The organism is Novosphingobium meiothermophilum, from assembly GCF_003171715.1.
In the GTDB taxonomy this organism is placed as follows: Bacteria; Pseudomonadota; Alphaproteobacteria; order Sphingomonadales; family Sphingomonadaceae; genus Novosphingobium; species Novosphingobium meiothermophilum.
Map to the genome: position 1 here is coordinate 25,632 of NZ_QGHL01000011.1, position 19,764 is coordinate 45,395.

General features: G+C 63.4%; 26 protein-coding genes. All 26 read right to left on the reverse strand.

Going from position 1 to position 19,764, the window contains the following annotated elements; translation table 11 throughout:
- A complete protein-coding gene (locus DKM43_RS11605) occupies positions 1–954 on the reverse strand; it encodes a major capsid protein (RefSeq protein ID WP_109798684.1) in 954 nt (317 codons plus the stop codon).
- Between the two features lie 340 nt (positions 955–1,294).
- On the reverse strand, positions 1,295–2,188 hold the full coding sequence (locus DKM43_RS11610; RefSeq protein WP_109798685.1) for a hypothetical protein: 894 nt from the start codon (positions 2,186–2,188) through the stop codon (positions 1,295–1,297).
- A 21-nt stretch (positions 2,189–2,209) separates the two neighbouring features.
- Positions 2,210–2,404 carry a hypothetical protein gene (locus DKM43_RS11615; protein ID WP_109798686.1) on the reverse strand — a complete coding sequence of 65 codons (195 nt, stop codon included), beginning with the start codon at positions 2,402–2,404 and terminating at the stop codon, positions 2,210–2,212.
- 14 nt (positions 2,405–2,418) lie between these two features.
- The gene (locus DKM43_RS11620) at positions 2,419–3,972 is read right to left on the reverse strand and encodes a portal protein (protein WP_109798687.1); all 1,554 of its coding nucleotides are present in this window, start codon (positions 3,970–3,972) and stop codon (positions 2,419–2,421) included.
- Positions 3,965–4,276, reverse strand: coding sequence for a hypothetical protein (locus DKM43_RS11625; protein ID WP_109798688.1), 312 nt, complete (start codon positions 4,274–4,276; stop codon positions 3,965–3,967). Before DKM43_RS11625 ends, DKM43_RS11620 begins: the two co-directional genes overlap by 8 nt.
- A 308-nt stretch (positions 4,277–4,584) precedes the next feature.
- A complete protein-coding gene (locus tag DKM43_RS11635) occupies positions 4,585–5,382 on the reverse strand; it encodes a hypothetical protein (protein WP_161554078.1) in 798 nt (265 codons plus the stop codon).
- A complete protein-coding gene (locus DKM43_RS16375; RefSeq protein ID WP_145960514.1) occupies positions 5,357–5,620 on the reverse strand; it encodes a hypothetical protein in 264 nt (87 codons plus the stop codon). Before DKM43_RS16375 ends, DKM43_RS11635 begins: the two co-directional genes overlap by 26 nt.
- A complete protein-coding gene (locus tag DKM43_RS11640; protein ID WP_145960515.1) occupies positions 5,617–5,934 on the reverse strand; it encodes a hypothetical protein in 318 nt (105 codons plus the stop codon). The genes DKM43_RS16375 and DKM43_RS11640 overlap by 4 nt, the downstream gene beginning before the upstream one ends.
- Positions 5,935–6,371: 437 nt before the next feature.
- On the reverse strand, positions 6,372–6,572 hold the full coding sequence (locus tag DKM43_RS11650) for a hypothetical protein (RefSeq protein WP_145960516.1): 201 nt from the start codon (positions 6,570–6,572) through the stop codon (positions 6,372–6,374).
- 142 nt (positions 6,573–6,714) lie between these two features.
- Positions 6,715–8,760 (reverse strand): DNA polymerase, encoded by a 2,046-nt coding sequence (locus DKM43_RS11655; protein WP_109798694.1) that lies wholly within the window; start codon positions 8,758–8,760, stop codon positions 6,715–6,717.
- Between the two features lie 20 nt (positions 8,761–8,780).
- Complete coding sequence (locus DKM43_RS11660) at positions 8,781–9,470, reverse strand: hypothetical protein (protein WP_109798695.1); 690 nt, start codon at positions 9,468–9,470, stop codon at positions 8,781–8,783.
- A gap of 169 nt (positions 9,471–9,639) precedes the next feature.
- Complete coding sequence (locus DKM43_RS11665) at positions 9,640–9,960, reverse strand: hypothetical protein (protein WP_109798696.1); 321 nt, start codon at positions 9,958–9,960, stop codon at positions 9,640–9,642.
- Between the two features lie 17 nt (positions 9,961–9,977).
- Positions 9,978–10,157: a hypothetical protein gene (locus tag DKM43_RS11670; protein WP_109798697.1), complete on the reverse strand. Its 180-nt coding sequence runs from the start codon at positions 10,155–10,157 to the stop codon at positions 9,978–9,980.
- The gene (locus DKM43_RS11675; protein WP_109798698.1) at positions 10,154–10,621 is read right to left on the reverse strand and encodes a DUF3310 domain-containing protein; all 468 of its coding nucleotides are present in this window, start codon (positions 10,619–10,621) and stop codon (positions 10,154–10,156) included. Before DKM43_RS11675 ends, DKM43_RS11670 begins: the two co-directional genes overlap by 4 nt.
- A complete protein-coding gene (locus DKM43_RS11680) occupies positions 10,584–12,260 on the reverse strand; it encodes a toprim domain-containing protein (RefSeq protein ID WP_109798699.1) in 1,677 nt (558 codons plus the stop codon). The genes DKM43_RS11675 and DKM43_RS11680 overlap by 38 nt, the downstream gene beginning before the upstream one ends.
- Entirely contained in the window at positions 12,257–12,511 is a 255-nt protein-coding gene (locus DKM43_RS11685) for a hypothetical protein (RefSeq protein WP_109798700.1), read from the reverse strand. Before DKM43_RS11685 ends, DKM43_RS11680 begins: the two co-directional genes overlap by 4 nt.
- A 104-nt stretch (positions 12,512–12,615) precedes the next feature.
- Complete coding sequence (locus DKM43_RS16380) at positions 12,616–12,915, reverse strand: hypothetical protein (protein ID WP_145960517.1); 300 nt, start codon at positions 12,913–12,915, stop codon at positions 12,616–12,618.
- The gene (locus tag DKM43_RS11695) at positions 12,912–13,385 is read right to left on the reverse strand and encodes a lysozyme (protein WP_109798702.1); all 474 of its coding nucleotides are present in this window, start codon (positions 13,383–13,385) and stop codon (positions 12,912–12,914) included. The genes DKM43_RS16380 and DKM43_RS11695 overlap by 4 nt, the downstream gene beginning before the upstream one ends.
- Positions 13,382–13,792, reverse strand: a complete 411-nt coding sequence (locus DKM43_RS11700) for a RusA family crossover junction endodeoxyribonuclease (protein WP_109798703.1) — start codon at positions 13,790–13,792, stop codon at positions 13,382–13,384. Before DKM43_RS11700 ends, DKM43_RS11695 begins: the two co-directional genes overlap by 4 nt.
- 2 nt (positions 13,793–13,794) lie before the next feature.
- Entirely contained in the window at positions 13,795–14,478 is a 684-nt protein-coding gene (locus DKM43_RS11705) for a hypothetical protein (RefSeq protein ID WP_145960518.1), read from the reverse strand.
- Positions 14,479–14,488: 10 nt separating this feature from the next.
- Positions 14,489–14,644: a hypothetical protein gene (locus DKM43_RS16505; RefSeq protein WP_161554079.1), complete on the reverse strand. Its 156-nt coding sequence runs from the start codon at positions 14,642–14,644 to the stop codon at positions 14,489–14,491.
- Positions 14,628–14,873, reverse strand: a complete 246-nt coding sequence (locus DKM43_RS11710) for a hypothetical protein (protein ID WP_109798705.1) — start codon at positions 14,871–14,873, stop codon at positions 14,628–14,630. The genes DKM43_RS16505 and DKM43_RS11710 overlap by 17 nt, the downstream gene beginning before the upstream one ends.
- Before the next feature lie 156 nt (positions 14,874–15,029).
- Positions 15,030–17,531, reverse strand: coding sequence for a DNA-directed RNA polymerase (locus DKM43_RS11715; protein ID WP_161554080.1), 2,502 nt, complete (start codon positions 17,529–17,531; stop codon positions 15,030–15,032).
- Between the two features lie 438 nt (positions 17,532–17,969).
- The gene (locus DKM43_RS11725; protein WP_109798708.1) at positions 17,970–18,380 is read right to left on the reverse strand and encodes a hypothetical protein; all 411 of its coding nucleotides are present in this window, start codon (positions 18,378–18,380) and stop codon (positions 17,970–17,972) included.
- Positions 18,381–18,830: 450 nt separating this feature from the next.
- Positions 18,831–19,355: a hypothetical protein gene (locus DKM43_RS11730; protein WP_109798709.1), complete on the reverse strand. Its 525-nt coding sequence runs from the start codon at positions 19,353–19,355 to the stop codon at positions 18,831–18,833.
- The gene (locus DKM43_RS11735; RefSeq protein WP_109798710.1) at positions 19,352–19,561 is read right to left on the reverse strand and encodes a hypothetical protein; all 210 of its coding nucleotides are present in this window, start codon (positions 19,559–19,561) and stop codon (positions 19,352–19,354) included. Before DKM43_RS11735 ends, DKM43_RS11730 begins: the two co-directional genes overlap by 4 nt.
- Positions 19,562–19,764 lie beyond the last annotated feature (203 nt).

Genomic DNA, 19,764 nt, shown 5'->3' on the forward strand with positions numbered 1-19,764 from the left:
TTAGGCGATCTTGAGCTCGACCGCGCACTTGCTGCGCAGAACGCGGGTGCCGACCATGCGGCGGCCAATCATCAGGACACCCTGCTTCTCGGGCTGGTCAACCAGCTGGAAACCGACGTCCTGGACGATGACCGAGGCCGCAGCGTATTCGGTGAATACGATGCCGCGGGCATTCGTCGCATCCAGACGGTAGTAGGACGGGATCGAGGTATCCGAGGTGCTGTTAACACCAAACACGGCGTTGGCGACGTTCGACTTCGAGATCTGGATGTCGTCGACCGTGGTCAGCAGATGGCGCTGGATCGAAGCCACACCGCCGTTGTAGTCGCGGTTGAGGTTGCGGTCCGAGCGGGCCAGCAGATACCACTGAGCAGTCGGCAGGACGGCATAGACCGCCTGGGTATCGACCGGGACGCGCTTGGCGTCCATGTTCTCCTTGGCCTGGCTCAGGCCGTCGAACAGGGCCGTTGCGGTGTTCGCGAAGGCCGCGTTGGTCAGGGCCGTGCCGCCGGTGTCGCCGGTGAATAGGGCGCCCGAGCGGGCAGCACGCAGGATCGTGCGCATGACGTTGCGGTCATGGTGCTCGGCGAGTTCGCGACCGATTGCTTCGGTGTAAGGCGAACGGACTTCCACGTCGAACAGTGCCTCGTCGACGTCCGAAACGAACACCGAGGAGATCAGCTTGTCGTCCGGCGAGATGGTAATGTCCTGCGACGCGATTGCACCGCCGGTGATCTCCTGGCCGGGGATGTGGTATTCAGCCGAGGCATTCCAGAACGCCGGGAACTTGACCGACTTGGCGCCTGCAAGAGCCTGGGTCTTGTGCTTGTCCGCCATGATGACCGCAGCGTTGTATGCGGTCAGAACTTCGCCGCCACGGACGTCGAGGGCGAGTTCGTAGGCATCCGTGCCACCCTGACGGAGGGCCGGACGGGAGGGAATGCTGTTGCTCATTTGCTTTCAGACTTGTTGAGGTGGGGTTTCTTGGGTCCCGCTTTTCCTCAAGGCCCAGCGTCAGTCAGGATTATCGGCCACAGCCGGTCCTACGCGAAGGTTGTCTCTTGGTCCGCAAGGTAACGCACCGACTTCCACGGGCACCCTCCTGGCCGGGCGTAGCCGGTGGAGGTTGTAGCGGGAGAAAGACCGGCCCCACTACGGGCCGTGACGGCTCATCTCGGCGTCCCGAGGAGAGCTTGTGTCACCCTGAAGTGTGCTTGCCGCCGTCGCGGTAGAGGCATCAGGGGTTCGATAGAGATCCGCCCTGTATTATCTAACAGAGGGGCCGGACGTGTTTTCAACCGAAGCGGCGAAGACCGCTGCGGGGGGTAACGTGCTTCAGGGTGCCCGCCTTCTTGGACCGCTCGAGCTTCGCCACAGCGGCCCTGCGGGCCAGCGTGTCATTCTTGGCGTCGGCCTCGGCGAGGTCGCGGGTGAACTCTTCCTTGTCGTGGTAGAGGTCGCCGGTGGCGGCGCCCCCGGCCGGGAAGGTTAGCTGCCCTTCCCCTGCGGGGAGGACGGCGGCCGCCAAGAGGCCCTTGACGGCAATATCACGGAGGTCCGGATCGTTGAGCGAAGCGTTATACTTCTCGATCTGGGCCGGGGTCCAGTTCGTCTTGGCCCACTCGACCGCTGCGGCGTAACGCTCCTGGCCGCCCGATAGCTCGTAGACCCGAGCCGTCAGCTGCTCGCTGAGCGCCTTGACGCCGGCCAGGTAGGTATCGAGGAGTTCCGGCGGGATGCCACCAGCGATGATCTTCTCGCGGGTTTCCTCGGAGAGGTCACCGGTGTTCGAGAACTCGGCCGCTGCGTCGGAGAAGAGCTCCGGAGCAATGCCAGCTGGGGGATCGACAGGGTCCGTCACGGACGGATCAGCGGGCTGGTCGCCTGCCGGGGGCTCGTCGCCCTTCGGCTCCGGAGCTCCGCCCTTGAACTTCTCGAGTTCGGTGTAGCTCTTCAGCAGAGCGTCAACACGGATCTCACCCTTCTCGGCATCCCAGAACTTCTCCGGGATGTCGGCCGGGCGCTCCTTCACCGCAGGGCCGGTGGCGGGTGGGGGCTCGGGCGGGGCTTCCCCACGGCCCAGGGTCGCTAGGCGAAGGGTCTCTTCGCTCAGCTGCGGGGCCGCTGCGGTCGGCGCAGAGGCCGCCGTTGGCGACGGGCTGTTGGGGTCGATTGTTACCTCAGACATTGCAGCCTCCTACGCTCGGGATCAGAGGTAATTCTCGATGACCGTGCCGTTGTCGGCCTTCGTCTTCTCGACCTTCGGCTTGCGGGCGTAGACGTCCACGTTGCCTTGGGCCGAGAAGTCTTCGACCTCTTCGACCGTCTCGATTTCCGTGACCGCGGCCGGCTCCGGCGCCTCGACTACCGGCTCGGGGGCCGGCTCGCTGTTCTTGGTTGCCATTGGTGTCCTCGTAGTTATTGCACGGGCGGTGCATTGACGCTGTCAACGAAGCCCTTAGCAAGCTGAGGAGCCGCAGCGATGCCGCCCTGGGTCAGGGCCGCCTGCTGCTGTTCATCAGCGATGTCTTGCGGGTCGCGCAGAAGGCTCGCAACGTCGGCCACACCACGGCTCACGCCAAGGCGGTTGGCGACCTCACGGCCCTCAATGTTCTGCTGGAGCCACCCGTCCCCAAAGATATTCCGAAGATCCGTGAGCCAGCCCACCAAGGCTGCGCTCTCGTGGTTCTGGCCCAGGGCGTTGAAGCCCGTAACGATGACCAGATCGACCTCGTCGGGGAGCTCGGGGGCCTTCTTCTGCCTCGTCAGGATGTAGAGGAGACGCGAGGCGTAAGGCCGCTGGACCTCGGCCGAGAGGACCGTATAGGTCCCGCCGAGGGCGTCTTCGAGTTCCTGCGAGATTGCCCGGATCTCCTCCGCGGTGACGCGCTCGGCGTCGCGGATGGTGTTCGCGGTCAGAAGGAAGGCTTGGCCCAGACGGCGCTCGATGGCCTGAGCCATCTGCCACACGATCTGGAAGTCGGAGCTCTTGTCCAGCTGAAGGGTCTGGACGCGGTCCTTGAGGCCGTGGAGGAAGTCCCCGCTTTCCGCGGAGGCCAGCTCTTCGACGTCAACGCCGCCGTTGGGGTCCACAAGGCGGACGATACGGGCCGCTTCGATGGCGAACTTCAGGATGGACTTGTTGGCGTCCTCAAGGGAGAGGAAGTCGCCGGCGTATTCCGTCACATAGGCGCGGCCATAATCCGAGCCGGGAACGGCCTGCCACCTGAGGGCCTGCCACCCGGCCTTGGTCTTGTCGACCGAGCCCCGCGACTTGGGAACTTCGACCCCGTTGATCTCCTCGTAGTGGACCATCTGGTCGCCTTCGAGGTAGACGTGGGTGTAGAGCTTGACGGGCTTGTCTTCGTCCGACTTGCTGGGGTCATACTTGACGTTGCAAGTGTTCCGGACTTCATCCGAGAGCTCCGACGGGCGGATCTCATCCTGGATGACGGCCTCAACCAGCGCGCCGTTCTTCCCGCGCCGAACCACGAACTGATCCAGGCGCCACATGCGCATCTGACTTCCATCGTCGGGCTGGTAGATGAGGGCGTTTCCGGCCACGACCAGGTGGCGGATTGCCTCCATCCAAATGGTGCGCGACATGCTCTTCTCAGCAAGCGTGAGGGCCTGGAGAGAGATCTCGGCGAGACGTGCGTTGGCTTCGCCGAGCTTCGCGCCCATGGCGTCAGCGACCGCCGAGTTGATCTCGAGGCGGAAGAACGGACGCTCAGGAGGGAAGAGGGCCAGCAGCAACTTGGCCGAGACGTTGTTGACCAGGCGGGCGCCGTTGGCCGTATAGGGCTGTTCGGTTACCTGGTGGGGGTCCGAGGAGCCCTCTTCAGGGATCAGTCCTGGGATCGTGAGGCGGGACGCTTCGCGGGCCTGAGACAGGACGTTATCACGGCCGCGCTTGAGCGCTGAATAGCGCTTCGCTGCCATCCCGGTGATGGTTGCTTTGGTCTCAGCCACCGGTGTTCATCGCCCTCCTGCGGGTGATTTCCGCCGCGCCTGCGCGGACGGCGTCGAAGCCCTGGAGGCCGGCGGGGATGAACGGGGTGCGCATAGGCGCTGCGGCCGCCGTGGGCGGGGGCGAGGTGTAGCCCGGCGCCGAAGACGCGGGAGTTCCGCTGCCCAGGTCGATCCGGAGGTTCTGCTTGCCGATGCGCAACTGACCCGCGGGGTCAAAGCCATCGAGAAAGGGGTTCCGGATGATGGGGAGGGGCTTGTTGGCGTTGGGGTCCGCCTGGACCTTAGGGGTTTTGACGCTGCACACGGCCTAGTCCTCGCTTCTCCCGGAGGACCGGGGAAATGGACCGCTCGCTCCACTGGCGCAGTTCGCGCACGATGGACCGGCGGCCGGCTTTGAACATGATGGAGGCCAGGGTGTCGTTAGGGAGTGGCGACGGCTCTGGCTGGAGCTCTTCGAGCGCCTCCAAGAGCTCCTTCGCGGTATGCGGAAAGGGCTTCATTCGGTTTCCAGAAAAATATGGGGAAGGTGGCGAGCATTGCTCGGCGTCACCTTCCCCTCAGGGTCACCATAGGAGGCTATGTGGAGCTTCTGACGTCTCCACCTATGGGGACCTATTCCCGCTCAGCCTCGCTAAGATACGGAGGAAGCCAGAGAATTGGTCTCACTCCGTCGTAATCCTGGTGTTGCAGAATGCGGGCCAAACGGGCCTGCACGAGAGCGTCATGTTCATCGAGCCCCTTCGAGTAGAAGGCGCACAGGACGTCCTCCCAAGCCTCGAGCTCGTCTTCCGCTTCCAGCACGCTCTCGGCCCAGATCGACTTGGCGCCAACGCCGGGGGCGCCAGGATAACCGTCGGTCTGGTCTCCGACGATGGTCTGCCAGAAGTGGAAGCGGATGGCCTGGATCGGCGTAATGTCAAAGATCAGGGGACGCTTGGGGTCCTTCTGGACGTGGGGCCGATACAGCTTCCCCGGTATGGTCATCATGTCCTTGTCGGCGGAGACCATGATCCTCTCATCGGTCCGCGAAGGGTCCGTTGCGATGATCCCCATGACGTCGTCGGCTTCCAGCCACGGCCGCTCCTCGACCGTGTATTCCGACCTCATCCAGTCCTTGATCTCGTAGAGGTAGACCGGGCGCTCGGTAGCCGACCTGAGCTCCTTGTAGGTGGGGTCGATCCGGTCCTTGCGGAACGACCGGAAGTCGTCCGAGAGACAAATGGTGACCTCGTCGGGCTTCAGGATGTCGATGAGGCGCTCGAGCTCAGCCTCGGCGGCCGCCTTGGCGTCGTCAAAGGACGCTGCGGTCGACTTGTTGCCGTCGCCGTTCCAGTCGTAGGACCGCTGGGTCGCTGCGGAGGATCGGTAGGCGAGGAGGTCGGCGTCAACGAGCAGTGTGCGGGTCGTCAACGGCCACTCCGAGGTCTGTGAGGATCTTCTCGTGGTGCGAGAGCAGGGCGGTGACCACAATGTTGATCTCCGTCCGGCTGAGGCGGAGGAACATCCGGTTCTTGTCGATGCCGTTCCCCTCCGGGTCGGCCGAGGTCAGGACCAGATAGGTGGGTTTCTCGGCGTCAGGCGCCCAGGTGCCAATCTCGTCGATCTGACCGATGCTCTTGGCGGCGGTGAGGACTTGGTCTGGGGTCATCCGAACACCCTCCTCCACCAGGGCTTCTTCTCGGCCTTCTTCTTGGCCTCTTCCTGCCACCGCTCACAGGTCTCGCCGATGCCGTTGATGGCCCTTGCGCGGCCGTTGGCGATGTCCAGCTTGCCGCCTTCCTGGTTCCCATAGGCGACCCAGGCGCCCGCAGTGCCCTCTACGGGCAGCGCAGCGTGTGCCGTGTCAGCCTTCAGGCCGCTCGCCGTCACGAGCTCCGTGAAGCACCTCGGCGCATAGTAGGTCGTCGCGACCGTCGTGCAGGCAGAGAGCCCGCAGACCAGCAGCGTGGAGAGCAGGGTCAATAGGAGCGTCCGCCCCCGGTGCAGTAAGGATCTCACGAGTGGTCTCCACGGTTCGTTGCGTGATCCTCGCGACCTCCGCTTGGTGGTCGACGACGATCTTGATGGTGTCCTGGGATGCCCCTGCGGCCGCTGTGGCCTGGACGGCCCCGACGCGGGCCGTATTGGCCGCCACGAGGGCGGCGCGCGGGCGGGCGATGAAGAACCAGTAGGCGGCGGCGAGGGACAATAGGAAGGCGATAAGGGTCGCCAGGGTTCGCTTGGTCATGCGAACCGCTTGTTGAAGCCCTCAGTGCCGAAGAAGTCGTCCTGCTCGAGGTCTTCAATCAAGTCGATCAGCCCATTCCGCAGGAAATCTCGAAGCTCGGCGTCTGTGGCCTGCGCCGCCCACTCCCGGAGTTGTGCTGGGTTGAGGTTTCGGTTTCTTGGCATAGGTCCTCTTATGCCCCGGTCACCCGCACTCCCCGCCGGAACGTGGCGTAGAAGCTGGCGATGGCTCGGAGCTCGTCGATGGTGGCGTCCGACTTCAGTCGGTTCGCGCGATTGGAGATGACGATGGTGTTCCCCGGCACGTAGCCGAGCTCCGGCTCGATCCTGTCGAGCGAGGGGCTGTTGGCACCGCCGCCTTTGTTCCCGGTCATCTGGAAGATGGGGATGCCAAGGATGGGGCAGTGCGTGGGGATCACAATGTCGTCGAGGGAAATGGTGAAGGGGAGGCTCAGGGATTTCGCCCGGCCTCTGGCGTTGTCGAGCAGGACCCGCCGGGGGTCCCGCCCTTTACGCTCAGTGCGTGTCCGACCAGCGGATGCCGATGTCTTTCGAGCCGGCAAGCGGGCAGCGGAGGTTGAAAGCCTCTCCCGCTCGTCGGATCGCAGCCGCCGCAATCGACCCAATTTCTTCTGCAAGGTGCTCCTCTGCTTCGATCTGGAACTCGTCGTGAACATTGGCCACGAAGGCGAACTCCTTGCCGTGGGTCCAGCCACGAGCGAGGAACTCCTCGTAAGCGAGGACCAGAGCCTTCTTCATTACGATGGCCCCACCGCTCTGTAGCAGGGTGTTGAGGGCGGAGTGCATCCCTCGGACACGGAGCTTGCGCCCGTCGAGGCCGCGGAGGTAACCGGTCTTGGCTTTCTCTTGGACAGCCGCTTGCAGCGCCCCCAGAGCGGGAAGGCCCTGCTCGATCTTGCGGCGGCCGGTTGCCCCGAGACGGCTCAATGCGTCGTCCTTCGCCTTCCCTGGGGGATACTTGGCGTTGAACGCAGCGCGCTTGTTGTCGCCCATGTCTTCGTAGGCGGTGAAGCCGAGCTTCCAATTGCCGGCACCGTAGAGGTAGGCGTATTTCCAGGTCTTCGCGTTGTCGCGGGTGTTGAGGCCGACGAGGTCGCGGTTGACGCTGTGAACGTCGGTGCCGTCCTTCTTGTCCCCATTGACGACCGTGTCGGCATACTTGCCGCCGTCGTAACGGGCCATGTAGTGAGACAGCATCCGGAGCTCGAGGCCCTCGGCGTCCACACCAACCAGCTTCTTACCCTTCGGCACGGTGAACAGCGAGCGGAGCTCGTAGCCGTAGCCGCCACGAATGCCCTTGAGGATGTTGCCGTCCTTGTCGACCTTCACCTTGGCGACTTGCGCCACGTTAGGGTCCGAGTGGGTCATCCGTCCGGTCACCGCGCCGTTGGAATTGACGCGGCCGTGGATGCGCCCGTCGGGCTTCACCATTTTGAGCAGCGCCTTCTCGCCGGTGGCGAGGAACCCGAGCGCCTTGCTGACGATCAGGTAATCCTTGAGAAGCGAGACTTCCGGATAAGCGAGAGCATCGAGCGTGGTTTCGTCGATCTTGGGCTGGCCGCTCGGGGTGAACTCCTGGGGCTCCCACCCGTAGACCGAGGTCAGCCGGTTCGCTATCTTCTGGCGGGAGGAGGGCTCGAACTCGACTAGCTGGACCGGGCAGTGGGCCCACCCGGCGTCGACCGAGCGTTTGACCACCTCGCCGGAGGACGTGACACCCTTGAGCCAGACCTTGCGGGTCGGCGTCTTGGTGACGATGCGACCTTTCTCGACGACCGGGGCATACCACGGCTTGAACGCTGCACGGAGCTCACGGTCGAGCTCGGCCTGCGTTGCGGTCATCTCCGCGGCGAGTGCCTCGGCCGCCGGGATGTCCAGCATGAAGCCGTGCTTCTCCTGGAGGTCGATGATCTGGGCAACGTCCATCTCGAGCTTGAGGGCTTCGTAGGAGTAGCCTTGGTCCTCGATCTTCTCGAGGAGCTTCAGGGTGACTTCGCAGTCCTGCTCGCAGTAGTCATCCATCTCGGGGTTGAAGGTGCCCCAGACGTAGTCGACCAGGGCGTCCCTGGTGAGGCCAAGGGCCTTGCCTTCGGCTTCCTTCTTGGGGCCGTAGTCGCCCTTGTAGGAGACGAGACGGTATCCCCAAGCCTCGAGCGAGTGGCGGCCGGTGAGGTTCCGCTTCAGGAAATCGTCAGGGCGCTTGCGGCGCTTTATGGCCTTGAAGTCGATGTCCTTGAGGTCCGTCCAGACGACGCGGGAGTAGACCAGCGTGTCGTGGATTTCGCCCTTGGGCTTGAAGGTCGGGTAGATCTTCTGGAGAGCCGGCACGTCGAAGTTGACGATGTTGTGCCCGGCGATTTCGGGAGCCTCGGAGAGCCTGCGGAGGCCGTCAAGGATCGTGCCGTCCGGCGGGCGGCCCGCGCGGTCGGGGTGGTTGTTGAAACGAAGGCGCTCGCCCGTTTCACGGTCGATCATGTTGATGCAGTGGATGACCGTGAGTTGGTCGAGCAGGCCGTTCGTCTCGATGTCGAAGACGATCATCGGCGCTCCTATTGAGGGGCTCAGTCGACGTTGATGAGGTCGTAAAGGGCCGTTAAGCGGTCGTTGGGCAGCAGCTTCCCGCCGCCGTAAGCAATCTTGAGCTCGTTGAGCCCTTCGACGAGCTCCACGCGGTAGTCTTCGTCGCGCCGGTCCCAATCCAGGAAGAGCTCGAGAAGGTCGAACGGGAGAAGGTTGTAGCCCCTCTCCACGTATTTGATTGACCGGAGCGTCGAGCTAATGGGGCAGTGGATGTTGATGAGGCGGAGCCGCTTCGCTTCTTCATCCTCAGCAAACCGATGGTCTACCAGGACTTCCGTCGGGGACACAATGGCGGCCCGGACGACGGTGAAATCAAAGTTCCCAATGACCTCTTCCGCCGAGCCGACAGTCACCATCCGGAACTTCTTGACCGGCTTGATGAGCTGGATCTTCGGAACAAAGGCGAGCTTGCCGGTCGTCGAGGTCTTGAAGGTGATGGCCCGATTGGTCTCGACTTGCACCCCAAGGTGTCCCGAGATCCTGCCCTTGAGGAACGCAAAGTCCTCCTCGGTGTGGCAGTAGACGTCAACGTCATCGGCCGGGATCGGGGAGACGGTGGGCGACGCGCAGTAGCGGGCGTAGCCGCCGCAGATGACGCCGCGGTCGCCGAGAAGGTCGTAGAGCGGCCGAATGACGTCGAAACCGCGGATAATAGGGGTCTTGGTGAACATCGGCGCTCCTATGGGAAACAGGTTGGCCCCACCGGTCCCCGATACGGTGAACCTTTCGGCCAATTTATCCCCCGGCCGGAGCCTTGAGGGGTGGGTTGGGGAGCCCCGGCACACCCTTTCCGAGGGGTGCTTTCCTCCCCGGTTCATCCTTCCGGGCGGGGTATCGGGATCAGTCGACCAGCGCCTTGATCCGGTCGCGGACCCGCTTGGCCCGCTGGATTTCGTCAATCGCCTTGTCGGCAATCGCATTGGCCTGTTCGCGGACCTTGATCTCGGCATCGGCGACGCGCTGCTGGCGGTCCCAGCTTTCGAGCCAGTGGTCGTTGGCCGCCTGGTGCTTGCGATGCTGCGCTTCGATAAAGCCGTCCAGCTGGGCGTCGAGCTTGAGGGCCTCGGAGAGCAGGGCGTCGAGGCCCAGGTCGAAGAACTCGGCGTCCATCAGCTTGATGGTCGCGATGATGCGCGCGACGGTGTCGCGGATGATGGACATGTCAGAAGCTCCTATGGTCAGGAAAGGAGGAGGTAGAGGGCACCGGTCAGGCCGACCGAGAGGACGGCTCCGAGCGTGGTGAGGTCGGCAAGGAAGCCGATTCGGTTATCCGCGCGGTGGAAATCGACCGCAGTTTCGGCGAGGGTCCAGGTGATGAACAAGGTGAGGACCAAGAGGATGCCGCCAAGGGTCTTCATCGGACCTCGTCGGCGGCCTTCTGGCCCTCGAGCTCGATCAGGAGCTCAATGTAGTGCTTGGCCTTCAGGAGGTCCGGAACGCCGCCCTTCTCGCGCCAGCGGGTCACATACTTGACCACGCAGCCCTCAATGAAGGGAAGATTGTTGGCGTGGATGAACTCGACGGGCTGGATCTTGCGGTTCTTGTAGTGGTCACCGGAGATCTGGACGTCGAGGGCCGAGCGGATTTCGTTGAGGGAGACGGGGGGGACCGCCTTGGGTCGATAGCGGTAGGCGAAGTCCGTAAGCCAGGTCACCCCCTCCGGGCCTGCGGTTTCCCACTCGCACTGCTCAGTGAGCCAATCGAACTCAATCTCATGGGTCGAAGCGGAAACTCCAGGAGGCCCATCACCACGGAAGCGGGGCGCCCAATACGTCCACCCCTCGTCAGAAGTCTTGTCCGGCGCCTTCGTCTCGGAACCCATGGGTATTCTCCTCAAGGTCCGCCTCCACGAGCCGCCCGGTCTCCCGGTCGTAGGCCAAGCCGAACGTGACGCCCGTAGCGTCCCCCGTCTCGCGCTCTTTGAGGATGCGGAATGTCGTTGGTTTGCCTGGCTCCTGCTTGTTGCGCTCGAGGGCGAACAAGTTGTGTGACCATCGGGCGATGGCGCGGGAGCCGGTGAAATGCTTTTCGAGGACGCGGCCGCCCTCTTCGTGGGCCGTGCCGGTCGGGGTGGTCAGGTGCGAGATAAAGTGCAGCGTGAAGTGGTGCTGCTCGACCATGCTCGCGAGGTCCGACATGATGACGTCCAGCGCCTTGCGGTCGTCGTCCTCCTGCGCGATGAGCGCGGTGAGGTGGTCAAGGAAGATGTCCTTGATCCCCAGACCGAGGACCATGTAGCGGATGCGCTCCTTGATCGAGGACCAGTCCTTCGCCCCAAAGTGATTGTAGGGGAAGAACAGGCCGTCCATCTCGTCGATGGCCTCGGCCAGGCGCTCGCCGTCGAAGTCGACACCGGGCACATGGACGCGGGCACCGATGCGCATACCGGCAAGGGTCCGGATGGTCTTGACCGGGTTCTCTTCGAGCAGCAGCGCGCCAACACGGCGAGGCTCCGGGGCGATGATCGGGATGCCGTCGTGCGGCTCGATCATGTCCGGAAACATCGTGCAGAGCATCAGCTGCTTGAACAGGGTGGTCTTGCCCGAGCCCACACCAGCACCATAGCCATAGAGCTCCCCGCGGCGGATGCCGTAGGTCGCCTTGGTCAACGTCGGGAACGGGAAGGGGAGACCATACTCCGGCGGCCGGATCGCCTTCTCGCGCAATGACGACACCTCGAGGATGCCGTCGGGGCGATACTGGCGGGCCTGCCACGCAGCCGTGACCATCTCCCTCTCGCGCCCGGCCTGGAGCATATCGCTCGCGTCCTTCAGCGGGAGGTCGGCGATGTAGGCCTTGCCGGGGGTGATGAGGGCCGCGCACTTGACCGCGGCTTCCTGGCCAGGGTCGTCCATATCGAACATGAAGACCACGCGCTCGAACTGCTCGAGCCAGTGCGCCGCCTCAGCGATTGCCTTATGGGCCGATGCGGCGCCGTCAGGGACCGATACGACCGGCCAGGTGTTCCCCATGGCCTGCGCTTGGCTCATTGCGTCGAGCTCGCCCTCGGTGACGACGACCATGCGGCCGCCGGCCTTGAACTTGGACTGCCCGAAGAGGGGCAGGATGCCCTTCTTCTTGCCTACCCAATGGATGCCGTCCTTGTCACGGGGACGGATCTTCTGGGCGACCACTCGGCCCGAGGCGTCGTGGTAGGGGGCAATCTGGACGCTCTCGCCGTGCTGCTGACCGATGCGGTAGTCGTATTGCTGGACGGTCTTCAGGGTCAGCTTGCGCTTGCCGAGGGGCGCGTGGTCGCCCCGGAGGAGCTCTCGGGGAAGGGGGCTAACACTACCCTGAGACGGGCCAGACCTTCCCCCTTCCCCTGCCTGCCACGCGGTCTCTTCAGGGCAGGCGTAACAGTAGCTGTGCCCGTCGTCGTAGACTGCACGGGCGTCGGAGGAGCCACAGTGTTCGCACGGCCCCTTGTAGAGCAATGCGCTCTCTGTTTCGTGGCTCATTGTGCGGACCGCAGCGCCTCCTGCGCGGCCAGAAGCTCGGCCGCAGCGGCGGCAATCTTCCGGTCGTAGAGTTCCTCCACCTCCTCAACGGTCAGGGAGAGGATGTAACGCTTCCCACCGGGGGCCGAGAAGATGGCCGAAGGGAACGCAATGTCTCCCTTGCGGAGCACGTCGCGCTGGGAAAGGAGACGAGCCGAGTGGCCCGCCGCGCTCGACAAGCGCTGTGCTGCTTCGATCAAGGGGTCAGCCACGTGCCTTCGTCCCTTCCCACGCTTCCGTGAGGATTGTCGGTGCGGGCACCGGCGGGAGACCCAGGCGTTCGGCAAGGGCCTCGAAGGCCAGGCCGAGGGCCGTCTTATACCGCAGAGGCCGCCGAATTGGCTTCGCGAAGACGGGCGTCCTGGACTTTCTTCCGCGGCTGTGCCGACGCTTTGCGGACGAGGTGGTATTCGCCATATGGGGCCCCCTTGGTGTCTTCTTTATGGATGGTGACGATCTCCGTCCCTTCAGGGAGGAGATCCTGACGTTCTCGCCGGAGGCGGTGGATCACGTCGGACAGCCGGAACCGGCCGTATTCGATGATGGCACTGCCTTCGGAGATATGGCCGCGTGAGCGCAGATGCGCCGCGACGACCTCGATGCGGGATTGGGTCACTTCAGCGGTTTTCCCGGTTTGAGGTAGAGGGCCCGCTCGCGTTCGCGGCGGGTGACCAGGCCGGGCAGCTTCTTGCCCCCGGCGAAGACCCACTTGCGGAACTCGTCCGCGGCGGCGGCATACTTGCCAGCGTTGTGGAGCTTCAGCAGGGTGCTGTCCCCGAGCCCCTCGGCCTTGGTGTCCTCGTCGATGTCTGGGCCTACGTTGAAAGCGAAGCAGACCAGCGCGGAGAACTGTGTGTCGGTCGCCTTCTTGACGAGGCGAAACACGTCGGCCGCCATGCGCTGCACGTCTAGAGCAAAGAGCTCCTCGGCGCGCTGCTTGGAGATCACGAGGCCCGGCGTGACGTCAGGCCCGGTGTGACCGTAGCCAATCGTCCAGACCCCTACGCTGTCTTGGTAGGCGCGAAGGCGCAGGCCCTCGCTGTCCTTGATGAGGCGCGCGGCCTCGGGCAGGATCGTTGCTCTCATAGAAACTCGATTGTAATTTGGTAGCCCTCGAGCTCACCGTCCTTGGCCCACCGCTTCGTGGTCTGGTTGTCGATGATCTGGTTGTCATCGAGCCACCACTTGCCGGTGTGCGTGATGGCGTCCCACAGGCCCTTCTCGTAGTTGTCGATGTCCCCTCGGGGATACGCCAGCTTCGTGGTCTTGGGCCGAGCTACGATGATGTCTGTGATGATCCGGACAGGCCGGTCTTGGACCTCACGGAAGTCCTCGAACGAGGCAATTTGCTCCAGGAGGGAGCCCGCCTCGTCACGCCAGATCTTGTATTTCGGATCGGTGTAGACCTGGGCGAAGCGGCCCCGGCACGTAGCACGGGACCGCTGCGTCGCATTAGGCTTGATCGGCAGGAAGAATGTGTGACTGACCGGCACCGTTAGAAGTCGCCGTCGTCTCCGGCGTCACCGCTGCCGCCTTCATCCGAGAAGCCAGGGCTGGCGGCCTGGTCCTCGATGTCATTGCCGTCTTCCTCGGCACCGAAGCCGTGGTCGGCCGCTGTGCGGGCGCCGCCCGAGGCCACCTTGAGCAGCTGCGCGCCTTCGAGCTCGAAGCGAACGCCGATGCCCTTGCCGCCGTCGGTCTCGTAGTCCATGATGCGGACGCCGAGCTTGAGCTCCGAGCCGCTGCCGATTTCCAGCGGGTTCTTCAGCTGCTCGCCCTTGCGATTGAACAGGTCGATACGGCCCTTCCAGATCGAGCCGTCCTTCTTCTTGCCGCCGGCGTTGGCCGAGGCACGGAGGACCACGAAGCCGGTTTCCTCGCCGCTCTCGCGGTCGAGTTCGGGCTTCAGAATGTCGATCTTGTAGAGTTGCTTGAGCAGCGCACCCTTCTTCTGGCGGGTGAGCTCAGCCTTCTTGGCCTCGAAGGCTTCGTCGAGGATCGCCTCGGCCTGCGCGATGAGGTCGTCAAGGCCCGGAGCGTCGGGGCTCAGGCGGAGGCGGCAGTGATATTCCCCGAACTCGGTCTTGAACTTGAAATCGGGGCGGGTGAGGGCCGGGAAAATGGCGACGCCACGGGGCGTCACGGCCTTCGGGTAGTCGGATCGTTTGTCGCGAAGCAAGGTGTTCTCCTCAGTGACCGGCGGGGCGGTCGGCGAGATCGTTGTCGAGCGCCTGGAGTGAGTAGCCCTCGGCCGCCAGGCGCATGGCGATGAAGGTGTCGACGATGCCGTCTTCGGCCAGCTGATCGGCGGCCTCGTCGAGAAGGTGGTCAATTGCGCGGGTCACGAAGTTCCCCCTTCGCGTATTCCGCGAGAGCTAGGACGTCCGTCTCGACCCCCTCGATGCTCCCCTGCTGCCTCTTGGCGCGGCTCACGAGGTCGTGGGCGTCCAAGCCGGCGGCGTTGGCGACGATCACCAAGGCGGCCGCAAGGGTCTCGATCTGGAGGTCGGCGGGGATGTATTGGAGCCGGTCAAGGAGGCTCAGGGCTGGCTCACGGACACGAGCAGCGGACACGGAGGCCGCTATGGCGAAGCGAAGGGAGGCCGGCTTGGCCTCCCATGATCGGTGAAGAGTGTGGATGGTCTTTCTCCTGACCAGTGCCGGGGAGCTTCTGTCCCCGAAGAGTGGAACTTAATTAACGCTTCCCCTATCCTCAGGAAAGCGTGATTATCAGGCAAAGAGATAGCGCGAAGATTTGACCTGGGTCAGATCCAGTGTGCCCTTCTCCGGCGGTAGTGGAACCTCGGCCGCCCATTCCGGCGGCAGCTGGCGGCAGACCTCCGCATAGAGCTCCGCCAAGTGGTCCTTCTCATATTGCTGGACAAACGTCTCCCTCAGTATCGTGACCAACCTGTCGGTGTCCGCGGCGTGGGTCCCGAAGCTGTCGTGAATAACTGCAAGGCTGCCGATGCCGGCCGCTTTCGCCCCTCGACCGACCGCCCGCAGATGCGCAGCGTCCATCGAGTGAACGTAGTTCGGCGCGATGCCGTTCGCCTGACCTCGCCCATCGAGCGCAGAGCTCTCGACAGCGAGCGTCACCTTGATCGGGCGGCCCTGCCAGTGGACCTTGACTCGCTCACCATAGGTCACGCGGTAGGCCTGACGAACCAGGAGCCCGTCAGGAGTCGTCCACTCGAGCGCCACGTTGGCGTCAGAAGCCACCTTGGCGACCTTCCGCAGCCAGTCCATCGCGTCCGAAGCAGCACTCACAATTTCGGACACCGCCCTGAATAGCACATGGCTGAGGTAGAGGGCCGCTTGGTAGTTGTCGGCACCTCCGAGGTGAGGCGGCTCACCCCGCGCTGCGTTCTCGGCGTCGATCTCCCGGAGGGTCTGGAGGATCATGTCCTGCATTCCGAAGCGGGTCGCCGAGTAGACGAACGTCATGGTCGGTCGCTTGGCAATCTTGCGGGTAACCTTCCCGCCCAGCCAAGGGTTCGTGATGGTCTCCTCATACTCCTCGCCGTCCTTCGTCCGGCGCTTGATGGTGATGGTCGGCTCACCATCGACGACCTCTTGGGCCCTTGCGGAGACCGTGCGGTAGACGTCCTGAGGCACCTCGGCCGGCACCAGGTTCACCGCAGCGCCCCCTACCGGATCTCGAAGGAGCGCGCTGAAGTGCTGGAGGCCGGAGTTGGACCCGTCCAGCGGGATCGGCAGATGCGAGACGAAGCCGGGGCCCTCGTTGAGGAACCCTGCGAACTCGATACAGGCCGCAAGGGCCATCCACGGGCTATCCGCGGTGGCCCAGAAGCGGCGACCGTCGAGGGGGAACAACGCGCTGTCAACAATGTCCGCAACGTGGTCCCAGGTCCACTGGTGGCGCTCCGCAAAGGAGACCTTGTCGACCCCGAACAGGTTGGCGATATGGACCGCCAGCCAGTAGGCCCCGCTCTCGCCCAGAGGCTTGCCCTCGGCGAAGCGCAGCAGCGCCTTCCCGATGTCATCGGACTGCGGGTGCAGCCCGGTCGCCGGGATGGGGTAGATGCGGCCCCGGAAGTCCATGTTGTGAGGGAACCAGAAGGCTTCCTCGTCGACGAACCTCTCGGCCAGCCAAAGGCGCTGCTGGAGACCCAGGCGACGCGCACGGAGGTTTGCGTTGGCCTCGTGGATCTGTGCGGCTTCCCGCTTCCAGGTCCTCAGGGCCTCCGTGTCGGTCTCCATGCCTTCGATGCGCGGGGGCAGGGGTGTGTCGTCTCGGGCGGGGAGGCCGGCGATGGAGCCGCCACTATCCCAGACCTCACGGATGGTCCGCAGGATGTCCCGATTGATCTGCCAAGGGGTCTCCTGGATATGGTTGACCGCCTCGTAGACCAGGGACAGGTCGGTGTCCCGCAACCGGTCCTGGTAGTCCTTGCCGGGGGCCTTTACGAGGCGCTTGCCGGTCACCTTGCCGAGGTAGCCTCCGGTGAACGGGGTGCGCCACCGGCGCGGCCGGACGACCATCGGCATCAGCATCGGGTCGAGGAGCTCGCAGCGGGCGTGTTGCTGTTCGAGCCAGTGCTCGACCGCCTCGGTGGGCCGGATCATGTAGACCTTGTCGCGGGCGTTGACGGCCGTCAGGTCGACTGCAAAGAAACCCGTGGCTTCGATAAGGCAGTCGAGGGCGAAGGACCCCAGGTGGATCTTCTCCTTGGTGGAGATCTTCTCCCGCGCCCCCTCCTTCTCGAGGAGCTCACGAATAGCCCGCTGACGCTTGGCACTCACGCGCCCCTTGGCTTGCTGCGCCTTGACCAGGCCACGGTAGCCGGGCTTATTCTCCTTCGAGAACACGACCATCTCGACGTGGTCGATGATGGCCTCGCCCAGCTGGCGGGAGGTGGTCTGGAACGTCGACCGGGAGACCGAGGCGTTGAGCGCCACGCGGCCGGCCAGATAGGCGACCTCTTCAGGGGAGGCGACCTCCAGCCACTTGATTGCCGAGTGCCGGCGACCGGCGGCTCCCGAGTTGGCAGCTTCGAGCTTCTCTCTCAGGAGGTCGGCAGTGGGCTTCACGGTCTGCTTGAGGAGGGCCTGGCCGGGAGGCAGGTTGGCTTCCTCATCGGGGCCGTTGAGGTCCTCGCCGGTTCGCCAGGGGAGCGGGCGGTTCTGACGGTAGCGGGTGGCGCCGAGGGAGTGAGCCTCAGCTTCCAGATCCAGCTGGCGTCGGATCAGATCTCTTGTTTCAACCATGGGTGCCTCTCCCTCAACCATCCCAAGAAATTGCCAAGCTCATCGGCTCGGATACGTTCCTTCATGGAAGCTCGGGCGCTTCCACCAGGGAGTGCCGCTGAATTGTGGAGTGTGGTTATCCGTTTGCGGAGCTCCTTTTGTATGCAGGCAATCTCTGCATGACGTGCCTCTGACTTGCTCATCCGCACTGGCTCCCAGACACCTTTAAGACCACCGCAAGGGAGACCAGAGAGAACACTCCGAACAAGGCTTCCCACTGGCCGATGCTCAGCTCGGTCACCAATCCCCAGAACGGAGAGAAGGCAGCGAGAACTCCCAGAAGGAAGACTAGGCAGACGGCCACGCGGGCGTCACAAAGTATCTTAGTGAACACACAAGTCTCCTTAGTGAATACATGAGGATCGCCCTCCGGGCTCCCCGAAGAATGGAACTTAATTGTCAGGGAAGCGTGAGGGTCGTCTTCCCGTCGGCCACTTTCATAGCCACGAGCGCCTTGCCGGCTCGGTCGCGGATCGAGATGCCATCGCCGGGGAGGAGGCTTACGGTCAGCCCGGTCCCCGCAACGGAGACCTCTTGGAACGTTAGGGCGTCCTCACGGACCGTCCCACCGGGGTAGCGGGTGACGCCAAGGAAGCGCGCAGGGGCAGGGCCTCCGAGCTTGGCTGCGTCCGGGTTGTGCCCCGAGAGGGCGCTGCGGGCTTCTCTGAGTTTACCGTCGAGATCCCGCTGGCGGGTCCGAGCATACTTGAGGTCCTCGTGAGCTTCACTGAGGTCGTTGAAGACCGTGGGCCAGAGCCGATGGGCGAGAGTGCATCGCCACTTGGCGATGAGGGATCGGAAGCGGTTCATGTCACAGCCTCCTGTCACGGTGCGCAAAGGTGTGCCAATGCGTCCCTAGATGGGTATGCCAATGGCGCACTACGCCAATCGGCCTGAAAAACGGGAGACTTCTGCGGGTTCGGTTCCACCCTCTCCGCCAACATCTCAATGCGAATCAATGAGATGGGCCTTCCGGGGTCAGAAAATCCCTAGCTTCCGCGCCGTTTTGCTGATTGCGACCGAACCCCAGAGACTGACGGACACGCCAAAATCGGTCTCTGATCGGCTTTTGTCTCTTTTCACCCGAACCTCTGCTGAAAAGGTTCGGTCTGGAAAAGTGACGGATTTACTGGGTTTTTCCGATCAACTTCAACCGAACCTTTTGGCTCTAATCACGGCAGGGAAGTGGGTGGAGAACCGGAGGTGCCCGCTGCCCGTCTGCCTCAATTATTGCTGCGTCGGGCGCCTGTGGACACAACCTCAGTTTCGCACGCGAAGCCCAAGTTCTGACAATGCAGCCGTAACATCAGGCTTCAAGGTCCATCGATTGTCCGACGACAGATCCGCGAGAATTCCGCTGTAAAAGTCGGCTGGACGCACTTCCGACTTTGGTGCGGGCCAGAGGTATATCGCACGATTGGCGCACATCGTGCCGAAATGCATGTGCCATGACTGGGCGCCCCATCCGAGGGCCTGCGAAAGTTCGGTCGATGTTGAACCGGGATTATCCAGCAAGACCTGAATGATCTTGGCTTCAGTCTCAGACATTGGGTTCATCTGAAAGGCCTCAACCACACGAGCCGAGATCTCCAGGCCGTTTAGGCGATCTACAAGAGCCTTATGCTCTGCCGCTTCGAGTTCACCAAGAGCGTCAACAACCTTGGAAGCAGCCAATTTCTGGTCCGCATTTCCGGTATCTCGAAGTTTCTCCGCATTAGCCCGGACGCGATCACGCTCCTGATGCGACATTCCGGGCAGCGCCGAGATGATCTTGTCTACGTTCACTGCCCCACTCCCGCTTCCTCGATCCATGCGCAATATTCCGCGGCATGTAACCCGTCGTAGTTTTCCATGCCTGGCTTGGTCAGCCAACCTTTGGGGGACACGTAGCTGTAGATGCTCCGGATTGGCCTCTCATGCCACGAGATGTTGAACGCGGCGAGCTTTGGAAAGAAGGTGAGGCCGGCATTGATGGGCAGGTGATCGTGCACCTACCATGCTAGCGCCTGCCAGTGTCCGGTGCGTTCATAGTAAGGTTGGAAGCTGTGCACGACAATGCAAGCCGTCGCGCCCATACAGCCATCCGCATCGCGTCGGTCTGAGGTGGTGCCGGTTTTCTGGACAGGGTGTTAAGCTACTCCCGACCTGAAGGACTGGCACGGGAATGAAGACGACGAGAAAGCGCTACAGCGCC